At 71.3% G+C, this 15,443-nt stretch carries 11 protein-coding genes; 4 read left to right on the forward strand and 7 right to left on the reverse strand.

The window, feature by feature from the left end; translation table 11 throughout:
• Positions 1-108 precede the first annotated feature (108 nt).
• From ACZ499_RS34540 to ACZ499_RS34565, 6 genes are all read right to left on the reverse strand, one after another.
• Positions 109-789, reverse strand: a complete 681-nt coding sequence (locus ACZ499_RS34540) for a hypothetical protein (RefSeq protein WP_468680428.1) — start codon at positions 787-789, stop codon at positions 109-111.
• A gap of 171 nt (positions 790-960) precedes the next feature.
• On the reverse strand, positions 961-1,350 hold the full coding sequence (gene rbsD, locus ACZ499_RS34545; protein WP_468402413.1) for a D-ribose pyranase: 390 nt from the start codon (positions 1,348-1,350) through the stop codon (positions 961-963).
• Positions 1,347-2,252, reverse strand: a complete 906-nt coding sequence (locus ACZ499_RS34550; RefSeq protein WP_468680431.1) for a ribokinase — start codon at positions 2,250-2,252, stop codon at positions 1,347-1,349. Before ACZ499_RS34550 ends, rbsD begins: the two co-directional genes overlap by 4 nt.
• A 38-nt stretch (positions 2,253-2,290) precedes the next feature.
• Entirely contained in the window at positions 2,291-4,243 is a 1,953-nt protein-coding gene (locus tag ACZ499_RS34555; protein WP_468680435.1) for an ABC transporter permease/substrate-binding protein, read from the reverse strand.
• Positions 4,233-5,771: a sugar ABC transporter ATP-binding protein gene (locus ACZ499_RS34560; protein WP_468680436.1), complete on the reverse strand. Its 1,539-nt coding sequence runs from the start codon at positions 5,769-5,771 to the stop codon at positions 4,233-4,235. Before ACZ499_RS34560 ends, ACZ499_RS34555 begins: the two co-directional genes overlap by 11 nt.
• Positions 5,768-6,784 carry a LacI family DNA-binding transcriptional regulator gene (locus ACZ499_RS34565; RefSeq protein WP_468680438.1) on the reverse strand — a complete coding sequence of 339 codons (1,017 nt, stop codon included), beginning with the start codon at positions 6,782-6,784 and terminating at the stop codon, positions 5,768-5,770. The genes ACZ499_RS34560 and ACZ499_RS34565 overlap by 4 nt, the downstream gene beginning before the upstream one ends.
• 350 nt (positions 6,785-7,134) lie before the next feature.
• On the opposite strand from ACZ499_RS34565, the gene ACZ499_RS34570 reads away from it, so the two are divergent.
• Together ACZ499_RS34570 and ACZ499_RS34575 are read left to right on the forward strand one after the other, a co-directional pair.
• Positions 7,135-9,342: a WD40/YVTN/BNR-like repeat-containing protein gene (locus tag ACZ499_RS34570; RefSeq protein WP_468680440.1), complete on the forward strand. Its 2,208-nt coding sequence runs from the start codon at positions 7,135-7,137 to the stop codon at positions 9,340-9,342.
• Between the two features lie 294 nt (positions 9,343-9,636).
• Entirely contained in the window at positions 9,637-11,031 is a 1,395-nt protein-coding gene (locus ACZ499_RS34575) for a hydrolase (protein ID WP_468680442.1), read from the forward strand.
• Positions 11,032-11,105: 74 nt separating this feature from the next.
• Here ACZ499_RS34575 and ACZ499_RS34580 read toward each other — a convergent pair whose 3' ends face one another.
• On the reverse strand, positions 11,106-11,501 hold the full coding sequence (locus ACZ499_RS34580) for a peptidoglycan-binding domain-containing protein (protein ID WP_468680444.1): 396 nt from the start codon (positions 11,499-11,501) through the stop codon (positions 11,106-11,108).
• 237 nt (positions 11,502-11,738) lie between these two features.
• Here ACZ499_RS34580 and ACZ499_RS34585 point away from each other — a divergent pair, with 237 nt between their 5' ends.
• Both ACZ499_RS34585 and ACZ499_RS34590 read left to right on the forward strand, forming a co-directional pair.
• Positions 11,739-13,037, forward strand: coding sequence for a YncE family protein (locus ACZ499_RS34585; RefSeq protein WP_468680446.1), 1,299 nt, complete (start codon positions 11,739-11,741; stop codon positions 13,035-13,037).
• Between the two features lie 485 nt (positions 13,038-13,522).
• The gene (locus ACZ499_RS34590) at positions 13,523-15,331 is read left to right on the forward strand and encodes a M4 family metallopeptidase (protein WP_468680449.1); all 1,809 of its coding nucleotides are present in this window, start codon (positions 13,523-13,525) and stop codon (positions 15,329-15,331) included.
• The last annotated feature ends 112 nt before the right edge of the window (positions 15,332-15,443 follow it).

Raw genomic sequence — 15,443 nt, forward strand, 5'->3', positions numbered from 1 at the left:
CTCCCCCCCACACCTCAAGCGCGGTTGCCTCCGCGCCAACCCCCCCCCCCCCCCCCCCCCCCCCTCCCCCCCCCCCCCCCCCCCCCCCCCCCCCCCCCCGGCCGCGCGCTATCCCCCGACGAACTCCTCCGCCCCGTACCGCACCTCCGCCTCGTTCCAGTCCACGCCCAGCTCGCCCACGAACTTCTTGGCGAGCGGGAGGTCGGTGAGGGGGGCGATCAGGATGAGGCGGCCGTCCCGGGCCGTGACCGAGCCGCCGCCGAGCTCGTCGCGGGCGGCGGGGTCCGCGAGGAGGGCGTCGTGCAGTTTGCGCGAGGTCACTCCGGTCGCCTCGATGTCGACCGCGTTGGTCTCGGGCGAGGTACGCGGAAGGTGGCGGAACGTCAGGACGGACTCCTGCCTGTACTGCTTGCGGATGATGTCCGCGATGTGGTGCAGCCCGGCCGCGCCGACGTGGTCGACGTCGAACTCGCGCGAGCGCTCGTACGTCGCCTGCTTGAGGTCGGACGACCAGAAGACGCCGTCAAGGAGCGTCGAGCGACCGGCCTTCGCGCCGTGGGTGCGGATGATGTCCCGGACCTCGTGGTCGAAGCGGCCCAGGCGCGTCTTGAGGCGGGGGTCGGCGGGGTCGGTGATGGTCGTCGTGTTGTTCGTGGCGAAGATTTCGGCCGTCGCGATGGTGTGGCCCGGCCCGGCCGAGGGCGGGGCCGAGGCCGCAGCCGTGCCCGCGCCGGTCACGCCGAGGGTCAGCGCGCCGACCGCCACGAAGGTGCCCAACCGTCGGTTCATTCCGGTGACTCCCTGGCCCGAGGCCCCCGTGGGCCGTGTGGTGCTGCGTCGAGCGACGCATCGGGATCACGGTAGGGGGCCGCGGGGGCACTTTCCGGGATATGTACGTGTATGGCCGATAATTGATGTCGGGAGAGGGCGGGAGACGACCGGCGGTCCCGCGCGGGACCCCTAGAAGAACACTCCGCACCTCAGCAGCACATTCGCGTACGGCCGCGCCTCCCCCGTCCGTACCACCAGCCGCGCCCCCGCCGACCGCGCCTTCAGCTCGTCGTGCGCGACCAGTTCGAGCCGGGGGAAGTGTGCGGCCAGCAGGCGCGCGGCCGACTGGTTCGCCTCGCGCACCTCCCGTGCGGCGGTCGCGCCCTCCACCACCAGCTCGGCCAGCAGCCCGTCGAGCACCTCCGCGAACGACGGCACCCCGGCCCGGAAGGCCAGGTCGACCACGCGCGGGCCGGGTGGGATGGGCATGCCGGCGTCGCACACGAGGACCCCGTCGCCGTGGCCCAACTCGGCCAGCGCGCCCGACAGATGACGGTTGAGGATGCCGGTCTTCTTCACCGGGCGAAGACCTCCTCGGCGGTGGGGAAGGACTCCTGCGCCCCCTGCCGGGTGACGGCGGCCGCGCCGACCCTCGCGGCGAAGGCGGCGGCCTCCGCCAGGGTCTCGCCCCGGCTCAGCCGCCACGCCAGGGCGGCGGTGAAGGCGTCTCCCGCGCCCGTCGTGTCCACCGCGTCGACCCGTGGACTCTCCACGCGTACGAACGAGTTGGTGCTGCCGGCCGCGACCAGGGCGCCCGCCGCGCCCAGCGTGATCACCACCGAGCGCGGGCCGCGCAGGAGCAGCGCCCGCGCCCAGTCCTCGGGGACGGGGCCCGCCGAGGTGCCCAGCAAAAAGCGGGCCTCGTGCTCGTTGACGATCAGCGGGTCGCAGGCCGCGAGCACCTCGGCGGGCAGCGGGCCGGGCGGCGAGGGGTTGAGGACGAACCGGCTGTCGAAGGCGAGGCTGCGGACGGTCTCCACCACCGTCTCCAGCGGGATCTCCAGCTGCGCGGAGACCACGCGCGAGGCCTGGAAGAGGCTGGCGGCGGCACGTACGTCCTGGGGGGTGAGGCGGGCGTTGGCGCCGGGCGAGACCACGATGCTGTTGTCCCCCGACGGGTCCACCGTGATCAGCGCGACCCCGGTGGGCCCCCCGCCGACCAGCATGCCGACGGTGTCGACGCCGGCCGCCTGCTGGGAGTCGAGCAGCAGCCGCCCGTGCCCGTCGTCACCGACGCGGGCGAGCAGCGCGGCGCGCGCCCCGAGTCGGGCGGCGGCCACGGCCTGGTTGGCGCCCTTGCCGCCCGGGTGGACCACCAGGTCCGAGCCGAGCACCGTCTCGCCGGGACCGGGGCGCCGGTCGACGCCGATGACGAGGTCGGCGTTGGCGGACCCGACGACCAGAAGGTCGTAGTCGTACATCCCTGTCCTGCTTTCGCTGAGTGGCGGGTGGACGTCCGTCAGGAGAAGTCGGCGACGTTCTGCCGGGTGACGACCTTGACCGGAACCTTCACGGTGCTCTCGACCGCGTCGCCCTTCGCCGCCCGCACCGCGTTGCGGACGGCGATGCGGCCGAGCTCGGCGGGCTGCTGCGCGACCGATGCGTACAGCGTGCCCGCTGCGACCGCCTTCAGGCCATCGGGAGTGCCGTCGAAGCCGACCACGGCGACCGAGTTGCCCGCCCTGGCGCCCAGTGCCTTGACCGCGCCGAGCGCCATCTCGTCGTTCTCGGCGAAGACTCCGGTGACGTCGGCGTGGGACTGCAGCAGGTTGGTCATGACGTCGAGGCCCTTGGTGCGGTCGAAGTCGGCGGGCTGGCGGGCGACGACCGTGATGCCGGGGTACGCCTTGATGCCCTCGGCGAAGCCCTGGCCGCGCTCGCGGCTGGCGGAGGTGCCCGCGGTTCCCTGCAAGACGACGATCCTGCCCTTGCCGCCGAGCTTGTCGGCGAGGGTCTTGGCGGCGAGCCTGCCGCCCGCGATGTTGTCGGAGGCGACGAGGGTGGCGGTCTCGGCCTTGTTGACGCCCCGGTCGGCGGCGACCACCGGGATGTCCGCCTTGTTGGCGCCGCGCACGGACGGCCCGACGGCATCCGAGTCGACCGGGTTGACGATGATCGACTTCACACCGGCGCCGGTGAAGTTTTGTATCTGGTTGGCCTGTTGGGAGGCGTCGTTCTGGGCGTCGGTGACGGTGAGGTCGACTCCGGCCGCCTTCGCCTCCGCCTTGGCCCCGGCCGCCATCTGGACGAAGAAGGGGTTGTTGAGGGTGGAGAGCGACATGCCCATCTTGGTGGACGAGCCGGACGAGCCGGTGTTCACGAACGACAGGGCGCCCAGCACCGCAGCCAGGGCGACGGCCGCGACCGCGAGTTTCGCCGCGCCGCGCTTGCCGCCGAAGCCGCCTCCCGCACCGGTCGTCGCCGCCCCGGGCGCGGCCCCGGCGCGGCGGCGCGCCGTGTCGAGCAGCACCGCGAGCGCGATGACGACACCGATGACGACCTGCTGCCAGAAGGCCGACACCGACAGCAGGTTGAGGCCGTTGCGCAGCACCGCGAGGATGAGCGCGCCGATGAGGGTGCCGGACGCCTTGCCGACGCCGCCGGACAGGCTGGCGCCGCCGATGACGACGGCCGCGATCGCGTCGAGCTCGTACCCCTGGGCGGCCTGCGGCTGCGCGGAGACCAGCCGGGAGGCGAGCACGATGCCCGCGACGGCGGCGAAGAGGCCGGAGAGCGCGTAGATCGCGATCTTCTGCCGCTTGACCCGCAGCCCCGAGAGCCGGGCCGCCTCCTCGTTGCCGCCGATCGCGTACATGGAACGCCCGATGTACGTACGGGACAGGATCAGGGCGGTGAGCAGCCCCATCACGACCATCACGATCACCGGGACCGGCAGGTGCCCGCCGAGCGTGTCGCCCACCCGGGAGACGGACTCGGGGAAGGCGATGGGGCTGCCCTGGGAGATGACCAGGGAGAGGCCGCGGCCGACCGAGAGCATGGCCAGGGTGGCGATGAACGGCGGGAGTTTGCCGTACGAGACGAGGGCGCCGTTGACGACGCCGCAGGCCAGGCCCGTACCGATGGCGAGGACGACCGCGAACCAGACCGGCAGGCCCTGCTTCGTCGCCGTCCAGGCGAGCACGGTCGCGCTGAGCGCGGCCACGGAGCCGACGGAGAGGTCGATGCCCGCCGAGACGATGACGAAGGTGACGCCGAAGGCGAGGATCGCGGTGACGGCGGCCTGGACGCCGACGTTGAGCAGGTTCTGCGTGGTGAGGAAGTCGCCGGAGAGCAGCGACATCGCCACCACCAGGACCACCAGGGCGCTGAGGGCGCCGTTGTCGAGCAGCAGTCGTCGGACCGTGAGGGCGCCGCTCGCGCCCGTAGTGCTCCGGAGCGTGTCAGTGGCCACGGGAGCCCTCCTCTTCGTGCGTTGCCGGGGCGGACGCGGGGGCCGCGCCGACGGCGAGTTCCATGACCGCTTCCTGGGTCGCTTGCTGGGCCGGGAGTTCGCCAGCGATCCGCCCCTGGGCCATGACCAGCACCCGGTCGCTCATGCCGAGCACCTCGGGCAGATCGCTGGAGATCATGAGGACGGCGTGCCCGGAGGCGGTCAGTTCGTTGATGAGCTGGTAGATCTCGACCTTGGCGCCGACGTCGATGCCACGGGTCGGCTCGTCGAGGATGAGCACCTTGGTCTCGGCGAGGAGCCACTTGCCGATGACGACCTTCTGCTGGTTGCCACCGGACAGGGTGCGCACCTGCTGGCCGAGCCCGGCCATCCGTACGCCCAGCTGCTCGGCGATCCGTGCGGCGGCCGCCCGCTGTCCCTTGCGGTCGACGAGCCCGGCGCGGGTGGCCGAGCGCAGCGTGACCAGGCCCAGGTTCTCCTGTACGGAGGCGTCCAGGAGGAGCCCCTGGCCCTTGCGGTCCTCGGGGACGAGGCCGATCCCGGCGCCCATGGCGGCGTTCACGTCGTGCCGGGGCAGGGGTGCGCCGAGCACCTCGACGGTTCCGCTGTCGTAGCGGTCGGCGCCGAAGACGGCGCGGGCGACCTCGGTGCGGCCCGCGCCGACCAGTCCGGCGATGCCGACGACCTCACCGGCGCGCACCTCGAAGCCGACGTCATGGAAGACGCCGTCGCGGGTGAGCCCGCGAACCGAGAGCAACGGGGCGCCGACGTCCGGGCGTTCGCGCGGATACTGCTGGTCGATGCCGCGCCCCACCATCAGACGGACGAGTTCGTCCTCGGGGGTGGAGGCCGGTACCTGGTCGACGCTCCTGCCGTCGCGCAGCACGGTGACGCGGTCACCGAGGGCGGCGATCTCTTCGAGGTGGTGGGTGATGAAGACGACGCCCACGCCGTCCGCCCGCAGCGAGCGGACGATCGTGAAGAGCTTGTCGACCTCCTCGGAGGTGAGGACGGCGGTCGGCTCGTCCATGATGAGGACGCGCGCGTCCAGGCTGAGCGCCTTGGCGATCTCGACCATCTGGAGCCGGGCGATGCCCAGTTCACGTACGCGCGCGTGGGGAGGGACGTCGACGCCGACCCGCTCCAGGAGCACGGCGGCGTCCGCCTCCATCCGCTTGCGGTCGATCATCCCGAAGCGGCGCGGCTGACGGCCGAGGAAGATGTTCTCCGCGACCGTGAGGTCGGGGACGAGGTTGAACTCCTGGTAGATGGTGGCGATGCCGAGCCGTTCGGCGTCCTGGGCGCCGTGGACGCGCACTTCGCGCCCGTCGACGAGGATGCGGCCGCTGTCGGGGCGATGGGCGCCGGAGAGCATCTTGATGAGGGTGCTCTTGCCCGCGCCGTTCTCGCCGAGCAGGACGTGCACCTCGCCCCGGCGCAGATCGAAGTCGACGCCGTCGAGGGCGACCACTCCGGGGAAGGCCTTGCGTATGCCTTCGACGCGCAGCAAGTCGTGGGGAGCGCTCACGGGTTGCTCCTACGGGTCGGGGCGTCCTCGCCGCAGGAGCTGCGGACGACCAGGCGCGCGGGCAGGGTGACGGACTGCGGGGGCCGCCCCTCGATCCGGTCGGCCAGGGCGCGGACGGCGGCCCGGCCCAGTTCTCCGGTGGGCTGCGCGATCGCGGTGATCGGCGGATCGGTGTGGACGAACCACGGGATGTCGTCGAAGGCGGCGAGCCCGATGTCGTACGGCACGCGCAGGCCGTGCGCCCGGATCGCGTCGAGCGCGCCGAGCGCCATCAAGTTGTCGGCGGCGAAGACGACTTCGGGCGGCTCGGGGAGCGCGAGGAAGCGTTCGGTGCAGCGGCGGCCGCTGTCGGCCTGGAAGTCGCCGTGGCCGATGTAGGCCTCGGGCAGCGCGAGGTGGTGCTCGCGCAGGGCGTCCCGGAAGGCCTCGACGCGCTCGCTGCCGGTGGTGGTGACGGCCGGGCCCGCGATGATGGCGAGCCTGCGGTGGCCCAGGCCGTACAGATGGGCGACCAGGTCGCGGATGGCGGCGCGGCCGTCGGCCCGGACGACGGGGACGTCCATGCCGGGGATCCAGCGGTCGACGAAGACCATGGGGGTGCCCGCGCGGGCCGCGTCCAGCATCAGCGGGGAGCCGCCGTCGGTGGGCGAGACGAGCAGCCCGTCGATCCTGCGGTCGAGGAGCGTGCGGACGTGGTGGTCCTGGAGCTCGGGCCGCTCGTCGGCGTTGCCGATGATGACGCTGTAGCCGAGCGCGCGGGCCTCCTCCTCGACGGAGCGGGCCAGTTCGGTGAAGTAGGGGTTGAGCACGTCGCTGATGACCAGGCCGAGGGTGCGGGTCTGGTCGGTGCGCAGGGATCTGGCCACGGCGTTGGGCCGGTAGCCGAGTGCGTCGACGGCGGCGAGGACGCGGGTGCGCGCCTCGGGGCTGACGGACGGGTGGCTGTTGAGGACACGGGAGACCGTGGCGACGGACACGCCCGCGCGGGCGGCCACGTCCTTGATGCTGGCCATGCGTCGGATCACCTCCTTGTGAGCCCGTGGAATCGATTACACGGAGGATTGGAATCGATTACAGCCGCATGGACAAGCCCCTTCCCACGCTCCGAGACCCGATCGTGATGAATCCACGCTCAGATGAGCGGCAGGGCGGGTGAGACGACGGGCGGCCCGGGAGACGGCTTCCGCTTCGACGGGCGGGCGGCGGATTCACGCCCCTGGTTCGCCCCAACCACTGGTGCCACTGCGGCAGTTGATGAACACTCTCCCCCTGTTACGTGCCCAGGAATGCTCTTCCACTCGTCGCGCGCCGGTCGCACCGGCCGCGGAAGGAGCCGTCCATGCGTACAGGGAGATCAAGAGGGATGCGTGCGGCCGCGGTCGCCCTCCTGGCGATCGCGGGACTGCTGGTCCCGGGAGGCCCGGCCGCCGGTGCCGGGACGCAGGAGGAGGACGACGGGGGCGGCCCGGCCGCCCCCGCCGAGTACAGCTATCTGCAGAAGGCGGTACCCGGGCAGCCGCTGCCCCGGCACGCCTACGACACCGCGGCGGCTCAGGCCGCCGCCCTGCCCGCCACCGGCGGCACCTGGCAGCCCGTCGGGCCCACCAACATCGGCGGCCGGGTCGTCTCGCTCGCCCTCGACCCGCACCACGCCGACACCCTGTACGCGGCCGCCGCCAGCGGCGGGGTGTGGCGCTCGGCCGACGCGGGCCGGACCTTCACCCCCGCCTGGCCCGAGCGCGGCACCCAGGCCATGGGCGCGCTCGCCGCCGCCCCCGACGGCACCCTCTACGCCGGCACCGGCGAGCCCAACCCGGGCGGCGGAAGCGTCACGTACGAGGGGACCGGCGTCTACCGCTCCACCGACCAGGGCCGCAGCTGGCGGGCGGTCGGGCTGCGGGACTCGGGGGCGGTCGGCGCGTTCGCCGTGGACCCGCGCACACCGCGCCGGGTCCTCGCGGCGGCCACCGGCTCGCTCTACAATCCTGGCGGTGACCGGGGTGTGTACCTCTCCGAGAACGCGGGCGGCTCCTGGCGGCGGGTGCTCGACGTGCCCAACGCGTTCACCGGCGCCGTCGACGTACAGCGCGACCCGGTGAACGCCGACCGCGTGTACGCCGTGCTCTGGGACCACCGGCGCGAGCCGGACAAGCGCACCTACGGCGGCACCGGCTCCGGCGTCTACCGGTCGGACGACGGCGGCGCCCACTGGCGACGCCTCGGCGGCGGGCTGCCCGCGGCCGACTCGGGGCGCATCGGCCTCGGCATCGCCGCCTCCGAGCCCGGTCGTCTGTACGCCCTGGTCGGCGCCACCGACGGCACCTTCGGTTCCTTCCTCACCTCAGCGGACGGAGGCGACAGCTGGACGAAGCTTCCGGGCAGCGCGACCCTGGCCGAGTCGCAGTCCAGCTACTCCTGGTGGTTCGGCAAGGTGTGGGTCGATCCGGCCGATGCCCGGCACATCCATGTCGCCGGGGTGGACCTGCTCACCACCAAGGACGGCGGGACCACCTGGACGGAGGAGGACGCCGTCCACGCCGACCAGCACGCCATGCTCTGGGACCCGCGCACGCCCGGCCGCGTCTACCTCGGCAACGACGGCGGCGTCTACCGCTCCGAGGTGCGCGGCGACGGCGGCTGGACCAAGGCGACGTATGAGCCGTGGACCCAGCTCTACACCGTGGCGGCGACCCCGCAGGACACCGGCCGGATCTCCGGCGGAGCCCAGGACAACGGCTCCCTCCGGTCCTGGGGCGGTGACCGGTTCAACGAGTACCTGGGCGGCGACGGGCTGCAGAACCTGATCGACCCCACCGACGTCAACCGGGTGTATGCCTGCTACCAGTACGGGAACTGCTTCCGCTCCACGGACGGCGGCGCCACGCTCACCGAGTACACCGACTCCACCACCGCCGACCGGCGCAACTGGCTCACGCCCGTCCAGTTCGACCCGGTGAAACCCGGCGTCCTCTACTACGGCGGCAACCGCCTCAACCGGTCCACCGACGGCGGCGCGACCTGGCAGCCCATCAGCCCCGACCTCACGGGCGGCCCGGGCCACGACTCCTACCCCTACGGCACGATCACCACGGTCGCGGCCGCGCGTGACGGGCACACCGTCTGGGCGGGCACGGACGACGGCCGGGTGTGGGTGACCCGCGACCTCGGCGCCCACTGGACCCGTGTTCTCGACGGCCTGCCGTGGGTGACCCGGATCGCGGTGGACCCGGACGACCCGGCGACCGCGTACGTATCGCTCTCCGGGTACCGGTCGGGCTCGTCGCAGCCTCATCTGCTGCGGACCCGGGACGCGGGCGCGAGCTGGAGCGATCTGTCCGGAAACCTTCCGCAGGCCCCGGTGAACGACGTGGTGCTCGGCGGCCGGAACACGCTCTACGCCGCCACGGACCAGGGCGTGTTCGTCAGTGGCCGGGGCGGCTGGCGGCGGCTCGGCGGCGGGCTCCCGCTGGTGCCGGTGTCGGACATCACATACGACCCGGTCCACCACCGTCTGGTGGCGGCCACCTTCGGACGCGGCTTCTACAGTCTCCGTACCGATCAGGTGATTTGACGGCTCATCAGGCCCCCGTCGGCACGGTCGGCGGGGGCCTTCGCACATCCGCGCGCGGCACGGTCGAGCGTGGCCGGTTCACATCGGCCCCGCCTGGACACTGCACCGACGCGATCTCGCCATGTACCGTTCAAATACGTGTCGTCCGGCAGCCTCCCAACTGCCGTTCTACGCGCGCAGACTGGGCGCCCGCACCGCCTCTCCCCCACCCCTCATGGAGGTAGCAGGATGCTCCGACCCCGGAGTTCCCCAAGGTCACGGCAGAGACTCACGACCGCACTCGCCGTGTTCGGCATGATCGGCGCCGGCACCGCCGCGCTGGCCGTCACCGCTCCCCCGGCCGCCGCGGCAACCACCCCGCACCGCGTGCTCTTCGACAACTCGAAGGCCGAGACCGCCGGCAACGCCGACTGGATCATCGGTACGAGCCAGCCGGACCCGCTGGGCCAGAAGGCCGACCCCACGGCGGAGAAGGACTGGACCGGTGCGCTGTCGTCCTGGGGCGTCGCGCTCCAGAAGACGGGCGACTACTCGCTGAAGACACTGCCTTCCGGCAACACGATCACCTACGGCACGTCGTCGGCGCTCGACCTCCAGAACTTCGACACGTTCGTGCTGCCCGAACCGAACGTACTGCTGTCGGCATCGGAAAAAACCGCCGTCATGAAGTTCGTGCAGAACGGTGGAGGTCTCTTCATGATCTCCGACCACACCGGCTCGGACCGCAACAACGACGGCGCCGACGCGGTCAAGGTCCTCAACGACCTGATGACCAACAACAGCGTGGACAGCACCGACCCGTTCGGGTTCTCCATCGACTCGCTCAACATCGGCACCGACAACCCGAGGGCCGTCTCCAGCGCGACGGACCCGGTGCTCAACGGCTCCTTCGGCAAGGTCACCGGCAGCATCATCCGCAACGGCACGACGGCCACCCTGAAGCCCGCGGACAACCCTGCCGTCAAGGGTCTGGTGTACCGCACGGGCTCCTCGGGCAACACCGGCGCGTTCTTCGCGACCAGCACGTTCGGCAGCGGCCGGGTGGCGTTCTGGGGCGACAGCTCGCCCATCGACGACGGCACCGGCCAGTCGGGCAACACCCTCTACGACGGCTGGAACGACCCGGCCGGCACGGACGCGGCCCTCGCCCTCAACGGTACGGAGTGGCTCGCGGGCGCCGCGGGCTCGGGCAGTGGCGGAGACGGCGGCGGCACCTGCACGGCCGCCCAGCTGCTCGCCAACCCCGGCTTCGAGTCGGGCGGTTCGGCGTGGTCGGGCACCAGCGGCGTCATCACCACGGACTCCGGCGAGGCCGCGCGCACGGGCACGTACAAGGCATGGCTGGACGGCTACGGCTCCGCCCGTACCGACACGCTCTCCCAGTCGGTGACGGTCCCGGCGGGCTGCACCAGTGCGAAGCTCAGCTTCTATCTGCACATCGACACGGCCGAGACGACCACGACGACGGCGTACGACACACTGAAGGCGCAGGTGGTCAACGGCAGCGGAACGGTGCTGTCCACCCTCGCCACGTACTCCAACCTCAACGCCGCCAGCGGCTACACGCTGCGGACCTTCGACCTCGGCGCGTACGCCGGGCAGACGGTCACCGTGAAGTTCACCGGCACCGAGGGCTCCCAGCTCCAGACGTCGTTCGTCATCGACGACACGGCGCTCGATGTGAGCTGACCCCCGGGTCGACCAACACAGACCGCCGCCCACCCCGTTGCGGGTGGGCGGCGTTCGTGTGCGTCCGGCGGCTGTCAGTAGCCCGACGTCGAGGGAATGTAGGCGTAGCAGGCGCCGTGACCGGCGTAGCCGTCCGACGGGTCGTTCGTCAGGAGGGCGTAACCGGTGCGCGGTCCGACGACACCGTCGACCTGGTTCGAGGTGAAGGCGCTCTGGAAGTCGATGACCGCCTGGCGCGTCTGCGGACCCCACACGCCGTCCTGCGCGATCTGCGGTGCGCCCGGACCCCAGCTCGCCTTCCAGTTGTTGATGATGTGCTGCACGCACCACACCGCAGTGGTGTTGTTGGCGTAACCGTCGCCGATGGAGGGCGCACCGGCCCTCGCCTGCGCCGTCCCGGCGAGGCCGCTCACCGCGAGGGCCGCGGTGGCTCCCACGATCGCGGCCCTGGCTCCGAACTTCTTGAACATGTCTGCCCCCGATCTCCCGGCCCGCCGGGCGGGCCGTGTACTGCCGATGTGCCGAGCGGCTCGGCGCCGCTCGGAGGCGATCATCCAGTGGGCCGCCAACAGATCCATAACAGGGACGCGCACCCCCGGCAGCCGCCGTCGTCATGGCTCTTGTCTTGTCGGCCCCCGCTCATTACCGTCCCGTAGCCACCTCGCACCGCGATTGTCATGCCCCCCACGAGATCATCCGGAGTGACGATGCCCGTTTACCGAACGCTCGCCTCCCTGGCGGCGGTTGTGACCCTGGCCGTGGCCGGGTCCTCCGCGGCCGCGACCGCGTCCGCGCCCCCTTCGGCCTCCGATTCCGCGACCGGGGCGAAGCCCGCCGGCGCCGGGGCACTGCGGGAGGTCCTGTTCGTGGGCAACAACTGGGACGGCACCGCCGACGTCGTCAGGTCCAGCGGCGATCTGGCCCGGATCGGGCGGGTGAACGTCATCCCGGACAAGGACGAGCGGATGACCGAAATCTACCTCAACCCGATCAAGCTGGCCTATTTCCTCGGTATCAGACAGGGGCCCGGCGAGGGCCACGACCAGTTCGTCGACGACATGTACTCCACGCCCGACGGCTCCGCCGTCGTGGTCTCCCGGCCCAGCTTCGCCGACGTCGTGTCGATCGACCTGGCCACCGGACACATCAACTGGCGCTTCCCCGTCTCGGGTTACCGCTCGGACCACATGGCCGTCTCCCCCGACGGCACCCGGGTCGCCGTCTCCGCCTCCACCTCGAACACCGTGCACGTACTCGACATCGCGACCGGCCGACAGCTCGGCTCGTTCGCGACCGGCGACAAACCCCATGAAAACGTCTTCACCGGCGGCGGCAAGTACCTGTGGAACATGGCGATCGGCGAGGTCAACACGGCCCTCGACGAACCGTGGCTGGACTGGACGAAGGGCGACCGGCACATCACCGTCGTGGACGCGCACACCTTCAAGCCCGTCAAGACCATCGACATGCGCGACCGGCTCGACGCGTTCGGCCGCAAGGACCTCTCCGACGCCGTCCGGCCCGTGGTCTTCACACCCGACGAGTCGAAGATCTACTTCCAGGTGTCGTTCTTCAACGGCTTCCTCGAATACGACATCGCCAACGACCGGATCACCCGCTCCAAGACGCTCCCCAAGAACCCCGCGACCAGCGAGGACCGCACCACCTGGGTCAACGACTCGCGCCACCACGGGCTGTCGATCAGCCCCGACGGGGCCAAGCTCTGCGTCGCCGGGACGATGGACGACTACGCGACGGTCGTCGACCGTACAACGTTGCAGGAGGGCCCGCTGGTTCCCGCGTCCAAGCCGTACTGGGCGACCGTGAGCGGGGACGGCAAGTCCTGTGTCATCTCCGAGGCCGGGGCGGACCGGATCACCGCGATCGACTTCGCGACCGGGCAGAAGACGGTGTCCGTCGCGGTCGGCGACCACCCGCAGCGGGTGCGGACCGGCCATGTCGCCGCCGACTGGACCGGCCCGTCGGCCAGCCGCTCGGCGGGCTGACCCGTCCGGGCTCGGGCTGTCTGCCCGTACCGCCGGTGAAGGACGTCGTCACGCTCGACCGGCCGATGACGCCGCGGAGCGAGAGGGGTGAGACGATCACCCCGGCGGACCTGCTGGACCACACGTGTCTGTACACATACGCGTAGGAAGCACCGTACGTACGCGGAGAAAGCGCCGTCCGCGCACTGTGATCACCAGCACAGTGCGCGGACGACGCAACCAACCCGGCCGTGCGTGCATCTGGAACGGTGGCACGACCGACGGAACACAGAGAACGCACAGCTTGTCGCCCTGCGTCCACCTGCGCGGGGGCGATTGTTAAATCTGAGTTCCAAAGCCACATAAGCCGAACAAACGCCTTTACATGCACATGTCAGGCGTAGCAGGGTTCGCTCGGGGCCATACAGTCCCCGCGGTGCTCAAGGGCACCGTGCGTACGGGCGGTTGTAGCCGGCCGCCCCCGCAACACATAAGGACCCTCCATAGTGCGTACACCCCACATACGCAGACTGGCGATCGCCCTGGCCGTCACCACGGCCGCGACCATCACGGCTGGGGGCGTGGGCACCGCCGTCGCGACCTCCGCCGCCAGCGGGACTTCCTCCGTCGCCTCCGTCAAGTCCGCCAAGTCGGTCGTGGATGCGGCGCGCGCCGCCGCGTTCGCGCACGCCTCCGCCACCGGTGTCTCCAAGGACGACACCCTGACGGCCACCGACACGCTGATCGACCCGGACGGCAAGCAGCACGTCCGGTTCGTCCGCGCCCACAAGGGCCTGCCGGTCCTCGGCGGCGACCTGGTCGTCCACCTCGATGCCAAGTCCGCGTACCTGGACGTGACCCGGGCCACCCGCAAGCAGGTCGCCGTTCCCGCCAAGACCCCGAAGCTGACGGCCGAGCAGGCCAAGGCGAAGGCGGCCTCGGTGGCGAAGGGCGACGCCGGCTCGGCCGAGCTGGTCGTCGACGCGCGCGCCGGCCGCACGGCGCTCGCTTACCAGATCAAGGTCACCGGCAGCAAGACCACCGAGGCGGGCGGCGCCCGCACGGTCGTCGTCGACGCCGCCACCGGTGCCGTGCTCAGCAACGCCCCGGTCAACGACCAGTTCGTCTCGCCGCAGCTCAAGGCGAAGCTGCGCCAGCGCGGCGAGAAGATCACGCCCCAGACCGGTGCGACCGCGCCCTCCGGTGCGGCCGCCACGACCTCCCCTGCCCGGCCTTTCAACCCGCCGAAGACCGCGGGCATCCCCGCGCTCGGCTCCGGCAACTCGCTGTACGTCGGCAAGGTCCCGCTGAACACGCTGAAGACCGGCACGACCTCCTACCTGCTCAAGGACGCCTCGCGCGGCAACACCGAGACGCGCGACGCGGGCGGCCGCGAGCTGGTGCAGTTCTCCCAGGGCAAGCCGTTCACCAGCACCAACAACACCTGGGGCAACAGTGCCCTGAACAGCCGTCAGACGGCGGCCGTGGACGCCCAGTTCGGCGTGGCCAGCACCCTCGACTTCTACAAGAAGGTGCTGGGCCGCAACGGCATCAAGAACGACGGCGCCGGCGCCCGCGCGATGGTGCACTTCGGCACCAACGTCGGCAACGCCTTCTGGTACTCGGACTGCGGCTGCATGCTCTACGGCGACGGTGACGGCCAGACCTTCACCAAGCCGCTGGTCGTGCTCGACGTCACGGGCCACGAGCTCAGCCACGGCGTCGTCGACGCCACGGCCAACCTGCAGCCGACCCGGGTCGACGAGAACGACAACCAGTTCGGTGAGGCGGGCTCGCTCAACGAGTCGCTGGCGGACATCTTCGGCAGCGCGGTCGAGTTCCAGACCAACAACCCGAACAACGCGCCGAACTACCTGATGGGCGAGAAGCTGGGCCTGGCCCAGACCTTCCTGCGCCGTCTGGACAAGCCGTCGCTCGACACGCTTGAGGGCACGGTCGACTACTGGTCGGCGGCGTCGTACGACACCGAGGTGCACGCCGGTTCCGGTGTCTCCTCGCACGCGTACTACCTGCTCGCCGAGGGCAGCGGCAAGAAGACGATCGGCGAGGTCGACTACGACTCGCCGACGTACGACGGCTCGACGGTGACCGGCATCGGCCGGGACAAGGCGACGCAGATCTTCTACCGCGCCCTGTCCCGCTACATGGTCTCCACGACCGACTTCCACGACGCCCGCACGGCGACGCTGAAGGCGGCGACCGACCTGTACGGCGCGAACAGCGTCGAGTACAAGACGGTCGACAAGGCCTGGGCCGCCGTCAACGTCACCGCGGCGAACACGCCGAAGCACTGACGTCCGACGTAGTTCCGAGGAGGCGCCCCCGCGGGACTCGCGGGGGCGCCTTCGCCGTTCAATGACCGGATTCCGTCGCCCCAGCGGCGAAGCCGAGCCATTTTCTTGACGG

The organism is Streptomyces sp. NPDC031265, assembly GCF_055570295.1.

Coding starts and splice junctions, on each gene's coding strand:
- ACZ499_RS34540 (WP_468680428.1), bottom strand. CDS start 789: ATGAACCGACGGTTGGGCACCTTCGTGGCGGTCGGCGCGCTGACCCTC.
- ACZ499_RS34550 (WP_468680431.1), bottom strand. CDS start 2,252: ATGTACGACTACGACCTTCTGGTCGTCGGGTCCGCCAACGCCGACCTC.
- ACZ499_RS34565 (WP_468680438.1), bottom strand. CDS start 6,784: ATGGCCAGCATCAAGGACGTGGCCGCCCGCGCGGGCGTGTCCGTCGCC.
- ACZ499_RS34570 (WP_468680440.1), top strand. CDS start 7,135: ATGCGTGCGGCCGCGGTCGCCCTCCTGGCGATCGCGGGACTGCTGGTC.
- ACZ499_RS34575 (WP_468680442.1), top strand. CDS start 9,637: ATGATCGGCGCCGGCACCGCCGCGCTGGCCGTCACCGCTCCCCCGGCC.
- ACZ499_RS34580 (WP_468680444.1), bottom strand. CDS start 11,501: ATGTTCAAGAAGTTCGGAGCCAGGGCCGCGATCGTGGGAGCCACCGCG.
- ACZ499_RS34585 (WP_468680446.1), top strand. CDS start 11,739: ATGCCCGTTTACCGAACGCTCGCCTCCCTGGCGGCGGTTGTGACCCTG.